General features: G+C 44.9%; 21 protein-coding genes. 10 read left to right on the forward strand and 11 right to left on the reverse strand.

The features are described from left to right. Positions 1 to 59 precede the first annotated feature (59 nt). The 4 genes from A3K86_RS06430 to htpG all read right to left on the reverse strand — a co-directional run bounded on the left by A3K86_RS06430 (position 60) and on the right by htpG (position 5,496). The gene (locus tag A3K86_RS06430; protein ID WP_068329333.1) at positions 60 to 1,364 is read right to left on the reverse strand and encodes an inosine/guanosine kinase; all 1,305 of its coding nucleotides are present in this window, start codon (positions 1,362 to 1,364) and stop codon (positions 60 to 62) included. 224 nt (positions 1,365 to 1,588) lie between these two features. Then, positions 1,589 to 2,560: a ferrochelatase gene (gene hemH / locus A3K86_RS06435; protein ID WP_068329338.1), complete on the reverse strand. Its 972-nt coding sequence runs from the start codon at positions 2,558 to 2,560 to the stop codon at positions 1,589 to 1,591. Positions 2,561 to 2,774: 214 nt separating this feature from the next. Continuing rightward, the gene (adk, locus tag A3K86_RS06440; RefSeq protein ID WP_068329339.1) at positions 2,775 to 3,419 is read right to left on the reverse strand and encodes an adenylate kinase; all 645 of its coding nucleotides are present in this window, start codon (positions 3,417 to 3,419) and stop codon (positions 2,775 to 2,777) included. Between the two features lie 172 nt (positions 3,420 to 3,591). Further along, the gene (gene htpG / locus A3K86_RS06445; RefSeq protein WP_068329340.1) at positions 3,592 to 5,496 is read right to left on the reverse strand and encodes a molecular chaperone HtpG; all 1,905 of its coding nucleotides are present in this window, start codon (positions 5,494 to 5,496) and stop codon (positions 3,592 to 3,594) included. Between the two features lie 256 nt (positions 5,497 to 5,752). On the opposite strand from htpG, the gene A3K86_RS06450 reads away from it, so the two are divergent. Together A3K86_RS06450 and A3K86_RS06455 are read left to right on the forward strand one after the other, a co-directional pair. Continuing rightward, a complete protein-coding gene (locus tag A3K86_RS06450; RefSeq protein ID WP_068329352.1) occupies positions 5,753 to 6,619 on the forward strand; it encodes a winged helix-turn-helix domain-containing protein in 867 nt (288 codons plus the stop codon). Then, positions 6,610 to 7,155, forward strand: coding sequence for a regulatory protein ToxS (locus A3K86_RS06455; RefSeq protein WP_068329354.1), 546 nt, complete (start codon positions 6,610 to 6,612; stop codon positions 7,153 to 7,155). The genes A3K86_RS06450 and A3K86_RS06455 overlap by 10 nt, the downstream gene beginning before the upstream one ends. Before the next feature lie 69 nt (positions 7,156 to 7,224). Here the strand turns inward: A3K86_RS06455 and recR are convergent, their stop codons facing one another. From recR to A3K86_RS06480, 5 genes are all read right to left on the reverse strand, one after another. Further along, positions 7,225 to 7,827, reverse strand: a complete 603-nt coding sequence (gene recR / locus A3K86_RS06460) for a recombination mediator RecR (protein WP_048898682.1) — start codon at positions 7,825 to 7,827, stop codon at positions 7,225 to 7,227. A 3-nt stretch (positions 7,828 to 7,830) separates the two neighbouring features. Beyond that, complete coding sequence (locus A3K86_RS06465) at positions 7,831 to 8,160, reverse strand: YbaB/EbfC family nucleoid-associated protein (protein WP_068329356.1); 330 nt, start codon at positions 8,158 to 8,160, stop codon at positions 7,831 to 7,833. A 59-nt stretch (positions 8,161 to 8,219) separates the two neighbouring features. Further along, a complete protein-coding gene (dnaX, locus tag A3K86_RS06470) occupies positions 8,220 to 10,424 on the reverse strand; it encodes a DNA polymerase III subunit gamma/tau (protein ID WP_068329366.1) in 2,205 nt (734 codons plus the stop codon). Positions 10,425 to 10,564: 140 nt separating this feature from the next. Further along, positions 10,565 to 11,110, reverse strand: coding sequence for an adenine phosphoribosyltransferase (apt, locus tag A3K86_RS06475; RefSeq protein WP_068329368.1), 546 nt, complete (start codon positions 11,108 to 11,110; stop codon positions 10,565 to 10,567). 90 nt (positions 11,111 to 11,200) lie between these two features. Further along, positions 11,201 to 11,590 carry a YbaN family protein gene (locus A3K86_RS06480; RefSeq protein ID WP_068329372.1) on the reverse strand — a complete coding sequence of 130 codons (390 nt, stop codon included), beginning with the start codon at positions 11,588 to 11,590 and terminating at the stop codon, positions 11,201 to 11,203. Positions 11,591 to 12,294: 704 nt separating this feature from the next. Here A3K86_RS06480 and A3K86_RS06485 point away from each other — a divergent pair. Then, positions 12,295 to 12,657, forward strand: coding sequence for a TraR/DksA C4-type zinc finger protein (locus tag A3K86_RS06485; RefSeq protein ID WP_068329375.1), 363 nt, complete (start codon positions 12,295 to 12,297; stop codon positions 12,655 to 12,657). A gap of 128 nt (positions 12,658 to 12,785) precedes the next feature. Here the strand turns inward: A3K86_RS06485 and A3K86_RS06490 are convergent, their stop codons facing one another. Together A3K86_RS06490 and A3K86_RS06495 are read right to left on the reverse strand one after the other, a co-directional pair. Continuing rightward, positions 12,786 to 13,433 (reverse strand): YccT family protein, encoded by a 648-nt coding sequence (locus tag A3K86_RS06490; protein WP_068329379.1) that lies wholly within the window; start codon positions 13,431 to 13,433, stop codon positions 12,786 to 12,788. A gap of 327 nt (positions 13,434 to 13,760) precedes the next feature. Next, positions 13,761 to 14,732: a porin gene (locus A3K86_RS06495; RefSeq protein ID WP_068329382.1), complete on the reverse strand. Its 972-nt coding sequence runs from the start codon at positions 14,730 to 14,732 to the stop codon at positions 13,761 to 13,763. Between the two features lie 535 nt (positions 14,733 to 15,267). Here A3K86_RS06495 and dinG point away from each other — a divergent pair. The 7 genes from dinG to A3K86_RS06530 all read left to right on the forward strand — a co-directional run bounded on the left by dinG (position 15,268) and on the right by A3K86_RS06530 (position 22,531). Further along, positions 15,268 to 17,346, forward strand: coding sequence for an ATP-dependent DNA helicase DinG (gene dinG / locus A3K86_RS06500; RefSeq protein WP_068329385.1), 2,079 nt, complete (start codon positions 15,268 to 15,270; stop codon positions 17,344 to 17,346). A gap of 15 nt (positions 17,347 to 17,361) precedes the next feature. Next, a complete protein-coding gene (locus A3K86_RS06505; protein WP_068329389.1) occupies positions 17,362 to 18,135 on the forward strand; it encodes a sulfite exporter TauE/SafE family protein in 774 nt (257 codons plus the stop codon). Between the two features lie 10 nt (positions 18,136 to 18,145). After that, positions 18,146 to 18,697: a primosomal replication protein PriC gene (gene priC / locus A3K86_RS06510; RefSeq protein ID WP_068329393.1), complete on the forward strand. Its 552-nt coding sequence runs from the start codon at positions 18,146 to 18,148 to the stop codon at positions 18,695 to 18,697. A gap of 3 nt (positions 18,698 to 18,700) precedes the next feature. Next, a complete protein-coding gene (locus A3K86_RS06515; protein ID WP_068329396.1) occupies positions 18,701 to 19,612 on the forward strand; it encodes a histone deacetylase family protein in 912 nt (303 codons plus the stop codon). Between the two features lie 84 nt (positions 19,613 to 19,696). After that, positions 19,697 to 19,858, forward strand: a complete 162-nt coding sequence (gene rsmS / locus A3K86_RS06520) for a pleiotropic regulatory protein RsmS (protein ID WP_068330267.1) — start codon at positions 19,697 to 19,699, stop codon at positions 19,856 to 19,858. Between the two features lie 202 nt (positions 19,859 to 20,060). Next, the gene (locus tag A3K86_RS06525; RefSeq protein WP_068329399.1) at positions 20,061 to 21,368 is read left to right on the forward strand and encodes a phosphatase PAP2 family protein; all 1,308 of its coding nucleotides are present in this window, start codon (positions 20,061 to 20,063) and stop codon (positions 21,366 to 21,368) included. 245 nt (positions 21,369 to 21,613) lie between these two features. Beyond that, entirely contained in the window at positions 21,614 to 22,531 is a 918-nt protein-coding gene (locus tag A3K86_RS06530; protein WP_068329402.1) for a cation efflux transmembrane domain-containing protein, read from the forward strand. Positions 22,532 to 22,578 lie beyond the last annotated feature (47 nt).

A 22,578-nucleotide genomic window follows, 5' to 3' on the forward strand; every position in this document is an offset into this window, starting at 1 on the left:
ATAAAAAAACCCAGCAGATACGCTGGGTTTTGTATTTTTAGCAAGCTGTGAAAACGCGATTAACGTTCCCAGTAAGCTTCTTCTAAGCTGTCTTCACGCTCAGGTAGTCCACGAGATAAACGTGGCGAGTGCTGCGCCAATACTTCGTAGCTTACACGGTTTGAATACAGACAGATCTGCGAGAACGACGAGTAAGTTAGGAAGCTGTGTTGGTGCTTACTAGAGTTAGGCACATTTTCTTTGTGGTAACGGTTTGCTGACATGTCGTGCAGCAAGGCAGACAATGCACCGTCACCCGCGCCATTGGTGTTCTTAATGCGCTCAGGCCCCCCCATGTATGGTGCGATGTGTGAGTACACCTTGATTGGGTTTTCACACTCATCTTTTAGCATCGGACGGCTGAATTCGTAGCGGTTAAACTCAGCAATGTCACCAGGAAGTAGTGGCAAGCTCGTTTCACGCTTAGCACTGTCTTCAGTGTAACCCGCAGTGTAAAGACCAACAGGACCCGCAGTACACAGTACCAAATCAACCCATTCCAGCGTTTTATTTGCCGCAACAAGCGGATCAGCTTCACCCGTTAGCGCTTCACCTTCGTCTTCGTTCATCGCAACCACAGTAACGTGATCGCGTAGGAAGTCACGCCACCATTGTGGATCATCTTGGATCACGAACTTAGTACCCAGCGTTAGTACTACTGGTACTTCGTGTTTCTTAGCGTACTCAATTGCACGCATTGTTGCCGCTGGCATTGGGTCGCCATCTTTACAACGCACCAAGTAAGCCGTTAGCACAAGCGCTGAGGCACTTTCAAACACAGACTCAGGAATGCTATCAGGGCTTAATTGGTTCATGTGACCTTCGTTGATAGCAAACGTACGTTCACCTTCAGCAGAGATCAGCGCGAAACAACGACCGATAGGACCTTGAACAGGCTGTAGGAAGTTCATATCCATACGGCTTGAAGTATTACATAGGTAACGGTATGCGTAGCTACCTACTTCGATATCTTTACTCATTACACCTAGCAGTACTGATTTATCATCAGCCAATACTGAGTAGTTGTGTAATGTATTACCAATCGTACCACCCGCAAACTCGTGAGTGATCAGATCTTGGCTTTTTAATTCGTTATAAAGCGCTTCGGCTTTTTCATCACTGATCACTAGAGAGTGACCTTTACTTAGCTCATAGCGCTCTAGGAACGCGTCATCAACACAAGCTTCAATATCAACCAGAGTTTGGTCGATACCAACAACATGAGTACGTGTTAGACGTTTTTCTTGCTTGGTTTGACTCAGAAGTGGATCACGAGCATGTACAGGAAAGTAATGCTTCGATTTACGTTGGCCTGGAAATTTCATCTGAATGAGCTATCTGTTTAGTGAGGTTTTTGCGGATTCTATCACAATATCGTGAACATAAAAGAAATCAGATAATGCTTTTTTGAGAGTTAAAGTGACTTTATGGCACGTTGAAGTGACAGTCATTGCACCGAGTATCAGCAACTACTTACATAAAATAAAAGAGCACCCAAGGTTACTCTTTTATTTTCATTAACTTACAAGCTTAAATGTGCAAACACTGCTTACTCAACCCACCCCTGGCTGTGCTGACGCACCAAACTCGCCATCATGGCGATATGAGCATCGTTGTCATTCAAGCATGGGATCAAATTGAAGGTTTCGCCACCAGCTTCAATAAAGACTTCTTTGCACTCTTCGGCAATTTCTTCCAATGTCTCCAAGCAATCTACCGAGAACGCAGGGCACATGACATCTAAGCGCTTAACCCCTTTCTTCGCCAAGGCTTCAATCGTTTTGTCAGTGTAAGGTTTAAGCCACTCTTCACGACCAAAAATCGACTGATAACTCATGCTCATTTGCTCACGCGGCATCTCAAGTTGGTCGGCCAGTAATGCTGTGGTGCGATCGCAATGTTCAGGGTACGGATCACCATTATCGGCATAACGCTTTGGAATACCGTGGTACGAACACAACAGATAATCTGGCTTACCATGTTGATCCCAAAAAGTTTGCGCGGATTGCGCTAGGGCGCTGATGTAATCAGGGTGATCGTAGTAATGATTCACAAAGCGCAACTCTGGCAACTTCGGCGTTGCGGCAACTGACTTCGCTAATTTATCAAACACCGCAGCTGTAGTGGTCTGGGAATACTGCGGGTATAAAGGCAGCACCAGCACTTGTTCACAGCCTTGCTGTTTCAATGTTTCTAGCCCCGAAGCAATGCTTGGCGAGCCATAAGTCATACCGATTTCAACGGGTACATCAATCAGCTGTTTTAACTGCTCTTTCTGACGCTGTGAATAGACCATTAGTGGCGAGCCATCGTCCATCCATACAGATTGATATAACTTCGCTACTTTTGGGGAACGGATCGGCAAAATCACCCCGTGTAAAATTGGGCACCACAACCAGCGCGTCATATCGACCACTCGCTTATCATGCAAGAATTCAGCTAAGAAACGCTTTACCCCTGCAGCTGTAGGTTCGTCTGGCGTCCCTAGATTCACCAGTAATACGCCGTATTTGTTATTCATTTTAGTATCCGCCGCTTAAATCCAATTGAAGTTGCTTATGTGGTAATAATATCACTAACCTAGACCAATCTGGATAAGTAGTTAGTTTTATACCAGCTTGGTTATACCGTCCCTATAACTAAAAAGTTCATTCAGCACGAGAACTTTTTAAATAACAGCCAAAAAAAACGGGCATACCTAAGTATGCCCGTTTTTAATCGCTGTTTAGCGTCGCTTAAGACAGTGCTTTTTCTAGCTCTGCGCTTACTGCTGCAACTTCTTGAGTACCGTCGAATTTAAGGTACTTAGTGTTACCTGCTGCTGCTTCTTTACCGTAGTACTCGATAAGAGGTGCAGTTTGCTTGTGGTAAACACCTAGACGCGCAAGAACAGTTTCTTCTTTGTCGTCTTCACGGATAACAAGGTCTTCACCAGTTACGTCATCTTTACCTTCCACTTTAGGTGGGTTGTAAACAACGTGGTAAGTACGACCAGAAGGTAGGTGAGCACGACGACCCGCCATACGCTCAACGATCACTTCGTCAGCAACATCGAACTCGATTACGTAGTCGATTGCAACGCCGTTTTCTTTCAAGCCGTCAGCTTGAGGAATCGTGCGTGGGAAACCGTCTAGTAGGAAGCCTTTTGCACAATCGTCTTGGGCAATACGCTCTTTAACCAGACCAAGAATGATGTCGTCAGACACTAGCTGACCAGCATCAATAACAGCTTTAGCTTGTTTACCTAGCTCAGTACCTGCTTTGATTGCTGCACGTAGCATGTCACCAGTAGAGATTTGAGGAATACCAAATTTCTCCATGATGAATTGTGCCTGAGTGCCTTTACCTGCACCTGGAGCGCCCAGAAGGATGATGCGCATCGTGATCCCCTTAATTAAATAAGTTTGGTGTTTCTCAAAAAAAGTGAAAATACACTGATTAAGCGTCAGTCGCAAGCCCAGTACTGTGACTGGGCTTGGATTCCCTGCTTTCTTTGAGGTTATATCGACGCCAGACCTAAGCCTATTAGACCTTAGTCAGAGTCGAGCTCAATTACTTGGCAAGAAGTTGATTAACAGCCGTTAAGAACTGAGATGGATCGTCCATCGAGCCACGCTCAGCCAACATCGCCTGACCAAATAGCATTTCAACCCAACGACCGAAGATTTCTTCGTCCGCTTCGTCTGCCATTTGTTTAACAATCGCGTGATCCGGATTGATTTCAAAGATGTATTGTACTTCAGGCATTTCCTGACCAACTGCAGCCATCAGTTTCGCCATTTGAGTACCCATCTCGTTATCATCGGTAACCACAACAGCTGGAGTATCATGTAGCTTGAAGGTAGTACGTACTTCCTTCACGCGCTCACCAAGGTAACCTTGCGTACGCTCAACCACAGATTTGAAGGCTTCTTCCGTCTCTTTTTGCTTTTCTTTGTCTTCTTCGTTTTCGAATTTAGACAAATCAAGGCCCGACTTAGTGATCGACTGGAACTGCTTACCGTCAAACTCAGGAAGGTAATTCATTAGCCACTCATCAATACGGTCGTGCATAAGTAGCACTTCAATACCTTTGGCACGGAATTGCTCTAAGTGAGGACTATTTTGCGCGGCTTTAAAACTGTCTGCTGTGATGAAGTAGATCTTCTCTTGATCTTCTTTCATGCGCTCAACATAGTCAGCTAGCGACACAACTTGCTCTGCGGTGTCGTTATGGGTTGAGCTAAAGCGCAGTAGGTTAGCGATCTTGTCACGGTTAGCAAAATCTTCAGCCGGACCTTCTTTTAGTACCTGACCGAATTCATTCCAGAACGTTTGGAATTTCTCTGCATCGTTTTTCGCCATACGCTCAAGCATCGTCAGTGAACGCTTAGTACAGGCTTTGCGTAGTGCTTGCGTTACCTTGTTGTCTTGCAGGATTTCACGCGATACGTTCAATGGCAGATCGTTTGAATCAATCAAGCCGCGCATAAAACGTAGGTAGCTCGGCATGAACTGCTCAGCGTCATCCATGATGAATACGCGCTGTACGTATAGTTTCAAGCCGTGCTTGCTGTCGCGGTTGTAAAGATCGAATGGCGCTTTCGACGGTACATATAGCAAGCTAGTGTAGTCTTGCTTACCTTCAACGCGGTTATGGCTCCAATTTAATGGCTCAGCATAATCGTGCGATACATGTTTGTAGAACTCTTTGTATTCTTCTTCAGAGATCTCAGACTTGTTACGCGTCCACAAAGCTTGTGCTTTGTTGATTTGCTCCCACTTCTTGTTGCCTGTCTCTTTGCCTTCTTCATCCATTTCTGGCGTTTGCAAATAAACAGGAATACCGATGTGATCAGAATATTTACCAATCACGTCACGCAGGCGGTACTCACTTAAAAACTCTTTCTCTTCTTCACGTAGGTGAAGAATGATATCAGTACCACGACCCGTCTTAGTGATATCAGCCACACTGTAATCACCTTCACCAGTCGAGTGCCAGCTCACGCCTTGCTCGGCAGGTGCACCCGCCGCACGAGTGTTTACCGTTACGGAATCAGCGACGATGAATGCGGAATAGAAGCCCACACCGAACTGACCGATCAGTTGCGAGTCTTTGCTTTCTTCATCATTTAGGTTGCTGAAAAACTCTTTGGTACCTGATTTTGCAATCGTACCTAAGTGTTCGATCACATCTTCACGGCTCATACCAATACCATTATCGCTAATGGTTAACGTACCCGCTTCCTCGTTGAATGATAACTTCACGCCCAAGTCTGATTCGTTCTCGTACAGATCAGGTTGTGACAATGCACGGAAACGCAATTTGTCTGACGCATCCGACGCATTCGAGATCAATTCACGTAAAAAAATCTCTTTATTTGAATACAGAGAGTGAATCATCAGGTGAAGTAGCTGTTTTACTTCTGACTGAAAACCACGGGTTTCCTTGTTTGTAGAGGTATGTTGTTCGCTCATCGAAACTCCAAAACAAAAATAGTTCTACGTAATATGTCTAAGATTCATACGCTTAGTGCGAAGATTTGAATCTGACTACAAAAACTCTGAATTAAGTTAATAAATAGATATGGTCAAACTGTGGCTTTTCAACCTAAAATAGCCTTTTTTATTCATTTTAGAATTCCATTACCGTCATTTTTCCTTTTTTTACATTCAACCTATATTCAGGGACTTATGATATATAGACGCCTAAACCATACATTTGGGGCTAAAAATGCATAACACCTCAACTAAGTTCTTAATTGGCAAACGCTTCCTCTTCGACCCATACGATAATAGCCTTATCGACCAACAAGAAAACGATGAGCTGACGCGTTTAGGTAGTAATGAAAGCCGTGCCTTAAGCCTTTTGATTGAAACACCTGGTGCTATCATTACGCGCACCCAACTTCATGATTTTGTTTGGCGAGAGCAAGGTTTTGAGGTGGATGATTCGAGCTTAACCCAAGCGATCTCAACACTTCGTAAAGCACTAAAAGACTCAACAAAATCACCTGAGTTTATTAAAACGGTGCCGAAACGTGGTTATCAGATGATTGCTGCAGTTACGGAGCACCAACCTGCACCCGAAAAACCTGAAAAAACCTTAGCCGAAGATTTGATCAGTAAGTTCCCTGGCTCCACATCAAACAAAGAGTCAAGTGAAAAACAAATTTCTGACAAAAAAGCTGAAGCACATTCACAGCCCCACACAGCAACCGCTCTGGTCGCAAAAAAATCTAAAACCAATATGTGGAGTTGGGTTGCCTTAGTCTTAGCACTGGTTTTACCGTTAATGGTTAACACCAGTTACCCACCTAAATCGGCGGCATTTGAAAAATTCATCGATGTTGATGGTATTCAAGTCTTAATGCCAAGTAACCACCCTATCCTGTCGAATTGGGAACCCGTGATCCGCACTTGTGTGAAAAGTTATGTCGCTTATCACCAAGGTAAAAAACTGCCTATTGAAGTGATCGCAACCGGCGGTCAACAAAACCAACTATGGATTAACTATGTCCATAGCCCTACAGAGCCAGGTGAAAACGTTACGTTACGTTTGTTATCAAGCCAAGAGGATAACGAGCAGCTATGTCGCTAAATCAACAATCTCTACCTAACCTTATCAACCGTTTTTGGCCTTTCTTAGTATTGGCGCTTTCTGCTGTATTTAGCTGCTGGTTATATTACTCCAGTGACTACAAGCAAGAGCAGCTGATCATGTCACGTGAGTGGCAATCTAATACAGTAAGCCGCATTGAAGAGAAGCTACTGGATGATGATCTCGGCGTACTGCGCCGCGTAGAGCAGACCAGTCATATGGTTTACTTGCCAAACCGTAATTACTCGCGCATTACCTTGATGAAGTTATTCAGTGATGACCAAGAGCCTCTGACTCTGCACATCTCTGAGTCAGGGACTTGGAACATCAGTGGTGGTTACTTGCTAACAGAGCCGGGGGAGTTCAAAGACATCACCTCAGGTAGCAATAAAGACTTCCAGAAGAAGCAGTTAACAGCGATCCGTAAGATCTTCCGTATGGATGCTCGTCAAAGTCGCCGCATCGATGTGTTGAACGAAAAGAGCTTGTTACTTACTAGCCTCACTTACGGTTCGACCATCTACTACTCGCTCTAATAGCCGAGTTGCAGAGACAAAAAAACCGCACTTAAAAGTGCGGTTTTTTATTGGCTCATAGTAAGCTGATTAATACAGCTTCTGACGCCCGGCTATCGAGTGAGATAGCGTGGTGCCGTCTACAAGCTCTAATTCACCACCAACCGGAACACCGTGAGCAATACGGCTGGCAGGTACATCGTATTCGCTACAAAGCTCTGCGATGTAATGCGCTGTCGCTTCACCTTCCACTGTCGGGTTAGTCGCTAAGATCAACTCACTGATTGGCTCTTTCTGCAAACGAAACTCTAGCAAATCAAGACCAATGTCAGATGGACCAATGCCATCAAGTGGCGATAAGTGTCCCATCAGCACAAAATAGCGCCCAGAGAATTGTCCTGTCGACTCGACTGCCACGATATCTGCAGGGCTTTCAACCACACAGATCTGTCCGGATTCCTGACGACGAGGGTTAGCACAAATCGCGCAAACCTCTTCTTCAGTAAATGTTCGACATTGTTGGCAGTGGCCAATTTCAGTCATAGCCTGACTTAAGGCATCAGCAAGCTGTAAACCACCCTGCCGATTGCGCTGTAACAAACTGAAGGCCATTCGCTGTGCTGACTTGGGGCCAACCCCAGGCAGACAACGAAGAGCCTCCATTAGTTGTTCCAGTAATTGACTGGTACGCATTGATTAGAATGGTAGTTTGAAGCCAGCAGGTAGGTTCATACCGCCAGTTACGCTTGCCATTTTTTCTTTTTGCGCTTCTTCGATACGACGTGCTGCGTCGTTGAATGCTGCTGCAATTAGGTCTTCCAGCATGTCTTTGTCGTCTTCCATTAGGCTATCGTCTAGCTCAACACGACGAACGCTGTGGCTACCAGTGATAGTCACTTTAACAAGGCCAGCACCAGACTCACCGGTAACTTCCATGTTTGCGATTTCTTCTTGCATCTTCTGCATGCGCTCTTGCATTTGTTGCGCCTGCTTCATCATGTTACCCATACCGCCTTTACCAAACATATTTTCTCTCTCTATTGGTCTGGTTGATATTCACGTTACCGCCGTTAGTATAACGACGATCAAATTGGTCTTATGCTTTCTTCATCCAAGGCAGCGGCAAACCGCTGACAAATGAATTTCACATTCGGGTCTTGCATTAAGCTTTGCTTTGCTTGCCCCAGTTTTTGCTGATAAATCGCATCACGCCATTCGAGTGGCGTTTGCCCTTCATCACTTAATTCAATGGTGAGCTCGATGGATTGCTCCAAATGCTCACTGATCGCTTGCTGTAATTGTTCACGTGCTTTCGGGCTATCAAGGTGCCCTTGCGCTGCACGCAAACAAAGCGTGACTTGTTGCCCTTCTTGCTTAAACGCCGAGTTTAACGCCAGTTGTTGTACCAAACGCCCTACATTAAGCTTAGTCACTAAGTCTGACCAACTATCCTGATTTGCAGCCTCATTGACAAGCTGTTTTATCATCTCAGGTGTTTTTTCGTGCTCTAATGCTTGCTTCAGTATCTTTGGAGACAGCTTGGCTTTCGCCTCGCTATCATCAACCACATGAGTGGCTTTCCATTGGTACTCTTCAGGCTCTTTTGATGCCTGTGACTGGGCTAGATGCGGAGGCAAACCACCGCTCGACGCTGGCATCGCTGTATGACCATTGGCTGTTTTAGGGTGCTTTTGGGCAATACGCTCTAAAACGTTATTGGCGACTTTCTTGGCTGGCGTCGGTTCAGTCTTTTTTACTGCAGGAGCGGCTGGCGCTTCACCCCGTTGTTTATGGCTTCGCAGACCATTACGTGCTGCCAATAAACCTGAGACACCGCTACGGCTTGGTGCCGAAGCTGGCTGTGACTCAGTAACAGGGACTGCAGCAGGCTCTGCCGCTGGTGTCGCTACTGGCGCTGGAGAATAACCTTGCGGCTGTACCGGTGCGCTTGGTGCCATCGCTGCGGGTGCTGGTGATGCCGCTGTTGTTTGTGGCGTAGCTGCTGATTGCGAACTCACCATCGGCTGCGCTTCAACAGGCGCATGCTGAGGTTGAGACTGTGGCTGCATACGCTGCTTTAGCGCTTGAACACGCTCCATGCTCTGAACAGGTGCTTGCGGCGCCATAGATTGAGGCGCTGCCATCTGAGGTGCAGCTGGTTCACTGGATGGCACTGTAATCACCTGCGGTGTAATGCCTTGCCCTGCTACAGGGCGGAACGCCAGCATACGTAGCAGAACCATTTCCAAACCCGTGCGTCCTTCAGGGGCAAACACCATATCTTGGCGACCTTGCAACGCAATTTGATAGCTTAGCTGAACATCTTGTGGCGACATTGCCTTGCTAAGTGCCGCAATACGCTCAGCGTCCGGCAAGGTCATATCTAACGATGCTGGTAAAGCTTGATACATTGCCACACGGTGAAGTTGAGCGGCTAACTCACGGAGCAAACTGTCCCACTCAACACCAATGCCAGCTAGCTCAGAAACATTCGCCATGGCGATTTGTGCTTCACCTTGCGCAACCGCTTCGAGTAAGTGCAAAGCTTGATCGGTATCTAAGGTACCCAACATCATAGCAACAGGATCGGCAGCTACATTGCCATTGCCCAAAGCTATCGCTTGGTCAGTTAGGCTAAGTGCATCACGCATTGAGCCATCAGCAGCGCGCGCTAACAAGCTCAGAGCACGAGGTTCAAACTCCACTTGCTCATGGGTCAGTACATTGGCGAGCTGATCTTGAATTTGAGTTGCATCAAGGTGCTTTAAATGAAATTGCAGACAGCGAGATAAAATCGTCACTGGCAATTTTTGAGGATCTGTCGTTGCCAGAATGAACTTCACGTACTCTGGCGGCTCTTCCAAGGTTTTAAGCAAGGCATTAAAGCTGTGACGAGATAGCATGTGCACTTCATCGATCAGGTAAACCTTGAAACGCCCACGTGCAGGTTTGTATTGCACGTTATCGAGTAACTCACGAGTGTCTTCAACTTTCGTGCGCGATGCCGCATCGATTTCTAATAAATCAACGAAGCGACCTTCTTCGATCTCACGACAAGTGTCACATTGGCCACAAGGTGATGCCGTGATCCCTTGTTCACAATTTAACCCTTTGGCAAAAATACGAGCGATAGTGGTTTTACCCACACCTCGGGTGCCACTGAAAAGATATGCGTGATGAAGTCGATCATGGGCAAGTGCGTTAGCCAGCGCTGTTAAGACATGGGATTGCCCCACCACATCATCGAACTGATGCGGTCGCCATTTGCGCGCCAAAACTTGATAACTCATGAATTAATTAACCTTACTGAATCAAGAGTTCAATGCTAGCACAGGGAGGGGATCTGAGCGAGAGGGCTCTTTATTGAGCGTCCAATACTTCACCATCTCTTGCAGTAAAGTATTGGACGAAGCAAGATTATGCGGCGTGATTAGTGGCCATCAAAATCGCAAATGCTAAATACGTTTAGACCAAGACCTTTCAGGCGTGCTTCACCGCCAATATCTGGCAAGTTAATAACAAAAGCAGCATCTTCTACTTTACCGCCTAAACGACGAACCAAGTTAGTGGTCGCTTCAATCGTACCGCCAGTCGCTAGCAAATCATCCACTAGCAGCACTTTGTCTTCTTCGTTGATCGCATCAAGGTGGATTTCTAACGTATCTTTACCGTATTCAAGCTCGTAGCTCTCAGCAATGACTTCACGCGGCAATTTACCTGGCTTACGAACAGGCACAAAGCCAACACCTAACTCTAATGCTAGTGGCGCACCAAATAGGAAACCGCGAGCTTCAGTACCAATAACCTTAGTGATGCCTTGATCTTTGTATTTTTCAATCAGCACTTCCATCGTCGCACGGTACGCTGCCGGATCTTCCATAAGGCTAGTCACATCGCGAAATAAAATACCTGGCTTAGGGTAATCTTGGATTGATTTGATGCTGTTTTTGATTAGAGCAAGCTTGTCTTGATTCATAGTTGTATTCCATGCCCCGCTACTGTGCAGAGCTTTATCAAACAATACGTCGACTGCAAACCAAGCAGCTGACGCAATCAGCCCGCCATATTAGTAATTTTCACGACGTGGGGCAACTGACTCAACGACAGGCAACCGATTAAACCAAATCAACAAAGTTATCCCGATCACAATCAGCATAATTTTATGCCACCCCAGCGGCACAAGATAAATAGATAATGCAAAACTAAGCACTATCATGACATTCGCGCGTCGCTTTACTTTACGTGTTACCGCACCGTGCTGGTGCCAATTTTGCAATATCGGGCCAAAGGTCGGATGTTGATGAAGCCAACGACTTAACTTGGGAGAACCGCGCATAAAACAAGCACTGGCTAACAGCAGAAAAGGAGTTGTTGGCAGTAAGGGTAAGAAAATCCCAATCACACCTAAAACAACACAAAACCAACCTATAGCCAGTAAAAAAAAGCGTTTAATCATTATCTCGTCTTACCACTTCACAGCCATATCCCTACCCTACTGACAGTATAAACAAAGGTAAAGTCACCAATGAAACAACCGAACTCAGCCATGCCTATACCTTAAATAGCCTTAAATAGCCTTAAATGGCCTTGAAAGTAAAAATAACAAAGCCGCCAAATAAATCACCGTCGTCACGTGATTCATCAAGCGGCTTTCTTTTACTGTGCTCTGTTCTTAATAGCAAGATGACCAACCCCAGACAATAAGCCCAAAGCCTTGCTTAACACTCACAGGGGGATATGAGCTTGGACGTTAAGCGTCACTTATCCGAACATACTCAGTAGCGTTAAGCTTGCAGGCAGGGTTGGTAGTAATAACGCTACCAACAAACCTAAAAAATAAAGTGGGTTGTACGGGTCTTTAAATCCATGTTCCATTATCTTTCCTTTTCTCACTATATTGACTGACTTTCCTTCAAACCCTTTTATGAGCATTAATTACTATCTCTTTGATAATATTTAATATTTATATTATTCCTTGAGGGTTTGTTTTAACTCTTTCACCACGCACTATATAAGAAGATGCGGTATACAAAAACCGAATGAAAGTAAGGTTATAGGGCATAGCAATAGTGCTGAATGGTAATGATTTGATTCATATCAGGAAAACGAATTTTTTTCGATTTAGTATGAAAATACGATAAATGAAAAAGATAAAGAATTATGGCTAGTTCAGAGAGAACGCAACACCAGTTACAACAAGACTTAGAGCATCAGCAACAGGCACTGCTCACCTCGCTAAAACAAGCAATCGCGGCTAATGAGTGTTGGCATGAACACACTGAAAACCCAGAAATGAATGAGTTGCTGTCGATGGCGAAATCAACACACGAACCGTCGTTGTGTGAACTTGCTACGAAACTAGAAAAAGTCGATGCTGCGGTATGTACCCTGAAAATGGGTATGTATGGGTTATGTGCTGATTGCGAAGAAGCCATCGAACCGGAAGATCTTCTCACTGATCCAACTCAAGCTCGCTGCCGCAGTTGCCGCGCACATAGCCGCTACCACCACGATCACAACTAACCTGTTGTTGATCGCCAAGATCAAACTTGATCAACAAATAAAAAAGAGAAGTCACAACGAATAGTCATTTTCTATCCGTGTGATTTCTCCCTTTTCATACCGCAGTGGAATAAGCAATCAGCAACTAATTACTGAAAGTCTTGCTCAGCCATCCAAATCTTGAACGCTTTCTTCTCTTTAGCCGATGCTTTGGTGTACCAAAGTTTTAGCTGAGACAATGAATCGCCCGTAATTTCTACCTTACCTGTTTCGGTAACAGTCACCGCAGCCGCTGTCATGTTGGTCGGTTTACCTTGCTCTAGTGCAATACCGTGCTGCTGATTGTATTTCGCAACCAACTCTTCAATATCTGAGTAAGGAATAAAGCCACCGTCTCCAGGAAGCAAATCAGACTGATAACTGATAGCAGACCCATTAGCCGTTACCTGCCATGCTGGAGCATCACCACGAAACTCAGTTTCTGCAGAACGGTAATTATTAGCAACTTTGGGAAATTCAATTTTTACGTCTTGTTCACTATCAAAAGTGATAACAAAAGGCTTAGTCGTGAAAAGCTCGGTTTTAGTACCACGACGCAGCATTTTTTCACCTCGAATTACCACTTGGTTTTTACCCTCGGCAATATTATAAGTGTTATCTGCTACCGCACTATCGCGATCGACTGCTGAGCCATTAATCGCCATTACCGACAAACCAAACTCAGTTTCAAGTGTATTGGCTTGAGCCGATGCCGCAAACAGCATGCTCATTGCAAGTCCAATAACTGCCTTATTCATTTCTTATTACTCCTTCAACAATAACGAGCCGACATTTAATTTCATCATTGATGGCATTACCGATGCCGGGCTTGAGAGCATTATAATAATTTAAACAACGATATAAGTGCACGAACTCATATCAGCCTAAAAATCAATACCAATGAAAATAAATGACTGCTTAGACTCTAGGTTAATAACACCAACAGAGACAACAATGATCAGATACTTATTTTAATTGGTCTTTAGTTATGCCAATTTACGCGCTGTAGAAACAAATAAAGCCGCCCGAAGGCGGCTTTTATTAAATTCAGGGGGAAAGTATTCCTAACTCGCTAAAAAGCAGAATTAGAATTTAACTTCCATACCAACTACGTAGCCTAGACCTTTTTTGTCTGCAGCTTTAACGTCTTCGTGGCTGATTTCAACGTATGCACGAGTGTTAGCAGTTAGTTGGTGCGCAACGTTAGCGTAGATGTTTACAGCTTTCTGTGCATCTGTGTCGCCAGTGTTTTGTGCGTAACCTAGACCGAATGTGTTCTTATCAAGTGTGTAAGAACCAGCAAGTTCCCAAGTTTGAACGTCGTTGTTGTTGCCTTTGTCAGATTGACCGTATAGAGCACCAACGTAGATAGGGCCTTTCGCGTATACGAACTCTAGATCCCAAGCTTTTTGCTCAGCAGCTTTTTGCTCATTTTTGTAGTCGCCGTAGTAACCACGAACTTCGAAATCACCAAACGGTACACCAGCTGCAACTTCTAGAAGCTCGTCGTTTTTCTTACCGTTAGTTTTTTGAGCGATGTTGTAACCAACGCCAGCCCAGAATTGCTCGCCGTTGAAGCGGTATTTGATGTACTGATCCATGTCAGTATCTTCGTAGCTAACACCAGCAGTGTCTTTAAGCTCGATGTCAACACCAACACCAGCGTCATCGATGATTGCTAGTTGACGACCGAAAGTGATTTCACCGAAGTTACCACCTAGACCAACGTATAGACCGTCGTTAGTTACGTCGCCAGTACCAGAAGCGTCAGAACCGCTGTTCTTAGTTTTCTCACCGATAGCTAGTTCGATAGCGCCTAGAGCGTATAGGTTAGCGTTAACTTCGTGTTGAACGCGTAGCGCTAGGTCACCGTCGTCGATGCGTAGAGTTGCATCTTGATCAGCGATGTCGTTTGGAGCTGAACGGTAGTATTGAACTTCCGCTGCACCAGACATAGTTACTTGAGTACCGTCTTGGTCGTAAAGAGATACGCTTGCAGATGCAGAACCTGCTACTAGTAGTGCTGGCACTGTTAGTGCTAATAGAGTCTTTTTCATGAGATCCACTGCCTTTTCTTATTTGGACTGGAATTCCTGTTTCCAGAATTCCTTTTCTTATATTTTGCTCAGGCCATTACTTATTGCTAAACAACAGAATAATCACCTGAATCAATCAATTTGCGGAATGTATCCTGACAGAACATTTATCCAAGTGTCAAATAGTTCAAAAAAACAATCAAAAAACATCAAACCAATAAAAAACAACAGCTTATAAAAATAAAAAAACATCACCAGCAACAAAAAAGTGATAAAAGCAGCAATCATTCATTTTTTAAACAAGCAAAAAAACAACACTAAAAACTACAAACCAACAGAAATTACCACCCACAGCTATATAAAATATTATAAAACAGTGCTTTTTTAGTTAAGTTAGTGATTTATCGACAGATCAGATGAGGGGCATTGTTGAGTTCAATTTATTTTCGTGAGCAAAATCTCACTTCGGGTCTTTTTTAATCAATATATTTGTCTCCGCTCACACTCAGATGTTCGTGTTATAATCGCTGCCCACGCCATTAGATACGTTTCATATATGTTACACAGCCAAATTAAACGCGATATAAAACAGTGCTACGAAAACCTTGGAAACCAACTTGATAACTTTATTCCTAGACGAGCACAAAACTATTTAGTGGCGGAGATCGCTAAGACCTTAGCGGGGGAATACCACAAGAAAAACCGTATGCTGGTTGCCGAAGCTGGTACAGGGATCGGTAAATCCCTCTCCTATCTGCTAGGCGGAATTCCATTTGCCTTGTTCAATAACAAGAAAATTCTGATCTCCACTGCAACAGTGGCTCTTCAAGAACAGCTCATCAATAAAGACTTGCCGTTGTTTAACCGTATCTTTCCAAAGGAATTCAGCTTTATTCTGGCCAAAGGTCGTCAACGCTACTGCTGTAGTCATAAATTGGAACTCTCTGTTGCTGGCGATAACGATGATCAAATGGCGTTATGGCAAGAAAAACCTAAAAAGTCTGATTTAGAACTTTTGACCCGCATGAAAAAGGCTTATGAATCAGGCAAGTGGGACGGTGACCGTGATGCATGGCCAAAACAAATCCCAGATCGAATTTGGCAACAAATCGTGGCAGATAAACACAGCTGTCATGCTGGGTTACCCAAGCATCGTCAGTGTCCATTTGCTAAAGCCCGTGAACATTTAGATAAAGCTGACGTCATTATTGCTAACCACGCCCTCCTGATGGCTGATATTGAGCTCGGGGGAGGCGTTATCTTGCCTGAGCCTGAGCAAACCATTTATGTGATAGACGAAGCACACCACTTACCACAAGTGGCTCGTGACTTTTCATCGGCAGCAGCCAGCCTTAAAGGGGCGGCAAACTGGCTAGAAAAGCTCAACCAATCAACCGCCAAATTTGCTGAGTTAGCTGACTACGCCAAAGCCGGACGTTTCCAAAGTGCGCTGCAAGATAATATCCAGCACCTGATCCCAACCTTGCGCCAAATCGCAACCAATATCGATCCAGCACATTTTAGTGACGATGGGATCTACCGCTTTGAGCACGGCGAGCTCCCTCAATGGCTTGAAGAAGAAGCAAAAGGATGCAAAGAAGCCAGTAAAAAAGCATTACAGGCGCTGGGTAAACTACACGATTTGATCTCAGAACGGCTAAAAGACAACGAAATTAGCGCCCGTTTAGGTGAGCCCGCACTCTCTGAAGCCGGCTTTTACTTACAGCGCCTTGAGAACTTAGAAAAAGTTTGGGCATTAATGGCACAGCCAAATAACAAAAAAGGCGCGCCATTGGCTCGTTGGATTGAAAAAAGTCCAGACCGTGATGGTGACTACATCATTGAGGTTTCGCCATTAGAAGTTGGCTATCGCCTTGACCAATTACTGTGGAGCCGTGCTGCAGGGTCAATTTTGGTGTCAGCAACGCTACGCGCCCTCAACCAATTTACTTATTTTTGTCGTCAGGCAGGGATCTCGGAATCCGATGGCGTGCGCTTTCTGGCACTCGCCTCACCGTTTGATTACCAAAACAACGCTCGGTTAGTGATCCCAGCACTCCCGCTTGAACCGCAAGCCGATAAGTTCACTGACTTGCTGATCAAGGTGCTGCCAGAGTACCTCGAAGGCGAAACTGCCAGCCTAGTGCTGTTCTCATCCTATTGGCAAATGAACAAAGTCGCCGAGAGTCTGCAAGCCACAGCCAAGAAAAATAAGTGGCAACTCTTGGTTCAAGGGGAAGAATCACGCACTGTACTTCTAAAAAAACATAAAGAGAACTGTGAAAACAAGGTACCTAGCATTTTATTTGGTACTGGCAGCTTCTCTGAAGGCCTTGATTTACCTGGTGATTTACTTAAAAACCTGATTATTACCAAAATTCCATTTGCGGTACCAACCTCCCCAGTGGAAGAAGCCCACGCTGAATACATTGAAAGTCGAGGAGGCAACCCATTCCTGCAGATTTCTGTGCCAGAAGCCAGCAAAAAACTAATTCAATCTGCTGGTCGCTTGCTGCGTAAAGAAGAAGACTCTGGTAGAGTGGTGCTGCTCGACCGACGCGTGATTTCACGACGATATGGCAAAGCATTATTAGATTCATTACCGCCGTTTAAACGGATTATCGAACACAAATAAAAAGAATTGCCATAGATGCTAGAACTGATTGATCCATCCATGCTGGCCATCCTTGGGGTGGTCGCTTTTATTGCAGGCTTTATCGATGCTGTTGCTGGCGGTGGTGGTATGCTCACCGTCCCTGCGCTATTGTCATTAGGGCTACCTCCGCATATCGCGCTCGGCACTAACAAGCTTGCGGCGACTTTTGCCTCATCTACCGCGGCATGGACTTATTATCGCAAGCAACTCTTCTCTCCATCATTTTGGCGATTGTCTTTCGTCGCGACCTTAATTGGAGCAATTGGCGGCACCTTAGTGGTTGATATCATCAGCACTGAATGGCTAGAAAAAGCCCTTCCGCTGGTTATTCTTGCGGCAGCGGCTTATACCATTTGGCACCCTCATCCAAAGGGCGAACAGCGCAACCTCCCTAAAGACGATCCGAAACTAACCCGTAAGCAATGGTTACAAGGCGGTACGCTTGGTTTTTACGATGGTGTAGCCGGTCCCGGTACTGGCGCATTTTGGACAGTCTCTAGCATGGCGCTTTATCGTCTTGATATTTTGCTCGCATCAGGACTAGCCAAAGCGATGAATTTCACCAGTAATTTCACCTCACTGGTCACCTTTGCCATTTTAGGTCATATTAATATCGCCCTAGGCTTAACCATGGGTGTGTGTTTGATGCTAGGCGCTTATATTGGTGCCCACTCTGCGATCCGTTTTGGCGCTAAGTTTATTCGCCCGGTCTTTGTCACTGTAGTGGTTATTCTTGCGGGGAAACTCGCATGGGAAGCTTGGCTTTAGGTGAAGAACGATGTTTGACTTATCAAAACTAAAATCGCTGGTATCTCAACTACAGCTCGAAGCTGCTAAAGTCGACCGCCAACGCGGCGAAGCCTATCGGCCTCTATTTGATGAACAGCTATTCCTCTGCCGTAGCAAATTGCTAACGCCTTGTGTTGATGAAATTAGTCATGAAATCAGCGCCCTTGAGCGCGAACAAAAAGCCGGGAAATTACAAGTGGCACGCACAGCCCACATGTGCGAAAAAATCGTCGCGCAAGTCCAAGCTGTACAACGTGAACTGGCGACCCAGCAAGTTCGTCAACGAGAACCACGACGTGCAGACAATTACCGTCGTCCAATTCATGAACTTTATCAAGACTTAGCGAAACACCAAGATTGGGAACGTCGCCTCAAAGCAACCACCCAAGACAAGACCTTGATGCTTAACCACTGCCAATCTTTGGCGGAGCAACAAAAATTACAGCAAGAAATCACCGCTTTTGAAGGCCGTATTCAACGTTGTAAAGCTGCTATTGCGAAGATCGAGAAGCAAATAACCCAGCAAGAACGTCAGGGATGATCTATGTTACCCCTTATTTATCACCCTATTTACTCAAAGCTTGCTCTACCACCTGAACACCGATATCCGATCACTAAATATCGACACCTGTTCGAGCATTTACATGCCTCACTTGCAACTAAAGATATTAATCGCCTTCAGTTCCACCAGCCAAGTGCTATCAGCCTTGAGCAAGTAAAGGCATTACACCATAGTGATTACATTGATGCGTTGGTGAATAATCAATTACCCGCCGCCAAAATGCGTCGCATCGGTTTTCCTTGGAGTGAGCAACTGATCACCCGCACACTGACTTCGGCTGGGGGAACATGCTTAACAACAGAGTTGGCCCATCAACATGGTATCGCGATTCACCTTAGCGGTGGCTATCACCATGCGCACCACGACTTTGGTAGTGGCTTTTGCCTAATTAACGATCTTGCGCTTGCTGCTCAACATGCCCTGACACTTGAGGGTATCGACAAAGTTCTGATCATCGATTGCGACGTGCACCATGGCGATGGCACTGCGACCATACTGGCTGAGCACGATGACATTGTGACCTTTTCGGTTCATTGCGATAAGAACTTCCCTGCACGTAAGCCTGATTCCAATATTGATTTAGCCCTACCGAGAGAAACCACAACAGAAGATTATCTAGCGGCTTTCCAACCTATTTTTCAACTGGCTTTAGCGCAGCATCAACCTGATATAGTGATTTACGATGCAGGGGTCGATATTCATCAAGACGATGAACTGGGTTATTTTAATATCTGCCTTGATGGACTCTACCAAAGGGATCATTTCGTGCTCAACAGTTGCCAACAACAAAGCATTCCAGTTGCCGCAGTGGTTGGTGGCGGTTATCGCAAAGATCATCAAGCATTAGCTCCGCTGCATAGCCAGTTAATACAAGCAGCCCTAGATTTAGTCTGATTTATACCTATTGGCGCTTAGCCGCCTAGTATTTATAGACACCCATACACCATTAAAAAGAAACTAAGTAGTATGACAAACTCAATGCCAGAACAGACACCATCATCGCCTCTTGATAACGCGCCAGCTGAAATTAAATTAGCCGTGGATCTTATTTACTTGCTTGAAAGTAACGAAATTGATCCTAAAGTTGCCCTCGACGCGCTTGCGATCGTACAAAAGGATCTAGAAGCAAAAATCCAATAAATCTCAGTTAATTAACACCCCAGCAAATGTAAAATGCAATTACATTTTCGCCACTAATGAAATGAGATCTTATTCGAGTTTTTTATAGAAAATAACTTTTATATTACGTCTTTAGTTGCTATCAACCCGATACTTTTATCGGCTTTCAAATTCCTTTGGTCCTATGCTCAGTTATAGGGACCACATTTGTTAAGGATTACACATGCAACAAAGACTAAAATATGCGATTCCAGCCTTGCTGGCGATTGCGCCGTTAGCATACGCCAATAACCCACCACAAAACCCCAATGAAATTACCCGTACCGTTAATAGCGATATTGTTGAAGCGGGTGATATGTTGCAAGTGCTTTTACCAGCAACAGGCTTATTTGCTGCTTGGATGCATGATGATGCAGAAGGTGCTAAGCAATTAGTGTATGCCACAGCCTCAACACAAGCGATTGTACAAGGGTTAAAATATACCGTTGGTCGTAAACGCCCTAATGATAGTAACTGGCATTCTTTCCCATCAGGGCATACCTCTGCCGCTTTCTCTGGCGCTGCTTTTTTACAATCACGCTATGGTGCTGCTTGGGGTATTCCAGCCTATGCTGGTGCGACTTTTGTGGGCTTAAGTCGTATCCATGGTAACCGTCACTACATGGGTGATGTGGTTGCGGGTGCTGGTATCGCGTTTTTGGTAAACCAATATTTTGTTTCCCCTTACCGAACTGAAGGCGTGTACTTTAATGCTCAACCAACCCAAGATGGCTTTGCGATGGGCGTTACCCTTACCGATAAGGCATTTGAAGATACCAAGCGGGAGCGTGCCACTTACCAACTGACCTCAAACGAACGTAAACACCGTTTCGAGCTAGGTATCGGGGCAAACTTGTCGGATAGTACGGGTCAAGCGGGCGCAAAAGAATTCCTCGCTGATTCTGAATTGATTGATGAATACCAACCGTTTTCCTACATCAATTACCAATATCAACTCGCGAATAACAACAGCCTAGAAATTGACTTTGCACCAAGCGAAACCCGTCGCCGTGGTCAAGCAAGCAAAAACTTCACTGTTGATGGTGTTGAGTATACCCCTGCCGATGGCAAACTCTTTACCGCCTTCCGCCAGTGGAGCCTTGGCGCTACTGCCTTCAAGGGATACAAAGTTAACGATAAATTCGATGTCGATTTTGGTTTAGGTATGTACGTACACTGGATTTCAGTGGATGTGGACTTGAATGAAGGCGGTAAATACTCAACAGCTGACTCTTGGCGTGCGCTACCAAACTTAGCAGCTAAAGCGCAGTACCACATCACAGATCAATTCTCCGTGAAAGGTAAAGCACAATACCAGTTCTGGGATGGCGACAACTTCCTCTCAGCTGAAGCTGGAGTAAATTACCAAATCAACCCTGCGTGGGATGTTGGTCTAAATTATATCTTTAGCAGTACAGAGCTAGATAACACTACCTTCAAGACAGACTACGATGCCCACTCGATTGCGCTAACTTTTGCCAACCGTTTCTAACATCAGTAGTAACCCATAAAGGAGCCACTATATCGGCTCCTTTCTTCTTTTAGTTTCTAATACCCTAAAAATATTAAATCAGTTCATACCAACCGGGCTAAATATTCGTTCATAAGACTAAAGTAACTCAATTTAACCATCCTAACTAAACAGAGACTTATTGTGGTTGGTATTCGATCAGTCGTGTTAACATTTAGTGCAGATGGATCACTGTACTTTATGTACTGAATAACCACGGACCCACTATGCAAGCACAAATACTAAAAATAGAACGTCAATCTTTGCTGGTCGGTACCAGTGCTAACTTAATTATGGCACTGTCGGGCTGGGCAACCTTTTACCTTTCAGGCTCAGAAGCCATGCTGCTCGATGGTAACTTCTCATTTATCATGTTCTTATCGTCCATCGCAGCGTTAAAGATTTCAGCGATTAAAGCGCAGCGCTCTACCACTTTCCCCTTTGGTTTATTCGTCTCAGAAGCTCTATATTCACTGGTCAAAGGCTTACTGATTGGCGGGGTACTATTAACAGCCATTACAGGAAACCTTGGCAAAATTTTTAAGTACTTTGAAGGTGCTGAGCTACAAGTACTTAAAACAGGCCCCATTTTGGTGTACTCCATTGCCATGGTTGCCATTTGTTTTGGTTTATCTTTCTTTTACAAATACCAATACAAACGTACCGCTGAAAGTAGCAGCATGCTAAAGACGGATCAAAAAGCCTCACTGGTTGATGGCTTTATGTCGGCAGGGGCTGGTTTCGCGCTGATCTTAATTGGTTACGTTGACCCCAATGGCAGCTTCAACTTCTTGCTCTATATCGGTGATGCCATCATGGTACTTATTTTGGCAACCTTCCTTGCAAAACAACCTATTGGCATCATTAAAGAGGCTTTTATCGAGCTTGCTGGCGGCCGCTTACAAAATATGACCGAATACGACAGCATCGAAGCAACCATCAACCAAGCATTGGCGAAGAAAGAAACCCAAGCCAAGAATATCTTTATTAGCAAAACAGGCAGTAGTTACCTCGTGGTACTCACTCTGGCAACAGAGGAAATCAATCAGCAAGGCATTGAGGTCTTCTCTCAAATCAAGCAAGGCTTAACGCAAGAGCTCACGAAAAGTTACCCGCATATTGATGTTGAGTTTGTCCTTTGCTAATCGCTTAAAACCTCATAACGACAAATAAAAAAGTCGCCATAAGGCGA

Origin of the sequence: Photobacterium jeanii, from assembly GCF_001650345.1 — a bacterium.
In the GTDB taxonomy this organism is placed as follows: domain Bacteria; phylum Pseudomonadota; class Gammaproteobacteria; order Enterobacterales; family Vibrionaceae; genus Photobacterium; species Photobacterium jeanii.

Coding starts and splice junctions, on each gene's coding strand:
- A3K86_RS06430 (WP_068329333.1), bottom strand. CDS start 1,364: ATGAAATTTCCAGGCCAACGTAAATCGAAGCATTACTTTCCTGTACAT.
- hemH (WP_068329338.1), bottom strand. CDS start 2,560: ATGAATAACAAATACGGCGTATTACTGGTGAATCTAGGGACGCCAGAC.
- adk (WP_068329339.1), bottom strand. CDS start 3,419: ATGCGCATCATCCTTCTGGGCGCTCCAGGTGCAGGTAAAGGCACTCAG.
- htpG (WP_068329340.1), bottom strand. CDS start 5,496: ATGAGCGAACAACATACCTCTACAAACAAGGAAACCCGTGGTTTTCAG.
- A3K86_RS06450 (WP_068329352.1), top strand. CDS start 5,753: ATGCATAACACCTCAACTAAGTTCTTAATTGGCAAACGCTTCCTCTTC.
- A3K86_RS06455 (WP_068329354.1), top strand. CDS start 6,610: ATGTCGCTAAATCAACAATCTCTACCTAACCTTATCAACCGTTTTTGG.
- recR (WP_048898682.1), bottom strand. CDS start 7,827: ATGCGTACCAGTCAATTACTGGAACAACTAATGGAGGCTCTTCGTTGT.
- A3K86_RS06465 (WP_068329356.1), bottom strand. CDS start 8,160: ATGTTTGGTAAAGGCGGTATGGGTAACATGATGAAGCAGGCGCAACAA.
- dnaX (WP_068329366.1), bottom strand. CDS start 10,424: ATGAGTTATCAAGTTTTGGCGCGCAAATGGCGACCGCATCAGTTCGAT.
- apt (WP_068329368.1), bottom strand. CDS start 11,110: ATGAATCAAGACAAGCTTGCTCTAATCAAAAACAGCATCAAATCAATC.
- A3K86_RS06480 (WP_068329372.1), bottom strand. CDS start 11,590: ATGATTAAACGCTTTTTTTTACTGGCTATAGGTTGGTTTTGTGTTGTT.
- A3K86_RS06485 (WP_068329375.1), top strand. CDS start 12,295: ATGGCTAGTTCAGAGAGAACGCAACACCAGTTACAACAAGACTTAGAG.
- A3K86_RS06490 (WP_068329379.1), bottom strand. CDS start 13,433: ATGAATAAGGCAGTTATTGGACTTGCAATGAGCATGCTGTTTGCGGCA.
- A3K86_RS06495 (WP_068329382.1), bottom strand. CDS start 14,732: ATGAAAAAGACTCTATTAGCACTAACAGTGCCAGCACTACTAGTAGCA.
- dinG (WP_068329385.1), top strand. CDS start 15,268: ATGTTACACAGCCAAATTAAACGCGATATAAAACAGTGCTACGAAAAC.
- A3K86_RS06505 (WP_068329389.1), top strand. CDS start 17,362: ATGCTAGAACTGATTGATCCATCCATGCTGGCCATCCTTGGGGTGGTC.
- priC (WP_068329393.1), top strand. CDS start 18,146: ATGTTTGACTTATCAAAACTAAAATCGCTGGTATCTCAACTACAGCTC.
- A3K86_RS06515 (WP_068329396.1), top strand. CDS start 18,701: ATGTTACCCCTTATTTATCACCCTATTTACTCAAAGCTTGCTCTACCA.
- rsmS (WP_068330267.1), top strand. CDS start 19,697: ATGCCAGAACAGACACCATCATCGCCTCTTGATAACGCGCCAGCTGAA.
- A3K86_RS06525 (WP_068329399.1), top strand. CDS start 20,061: ATGCAACAAAGACTAAAATATGCGATTCCAGCCTTGCTGGCGATTGCG.
- A3K86_RS06530 (WP_068329402.1), top strand. CDS start 21,614: ATGCAAGCACAAATACTAAAAATAGAACGTCAATCTTTGCTGGTCGGT.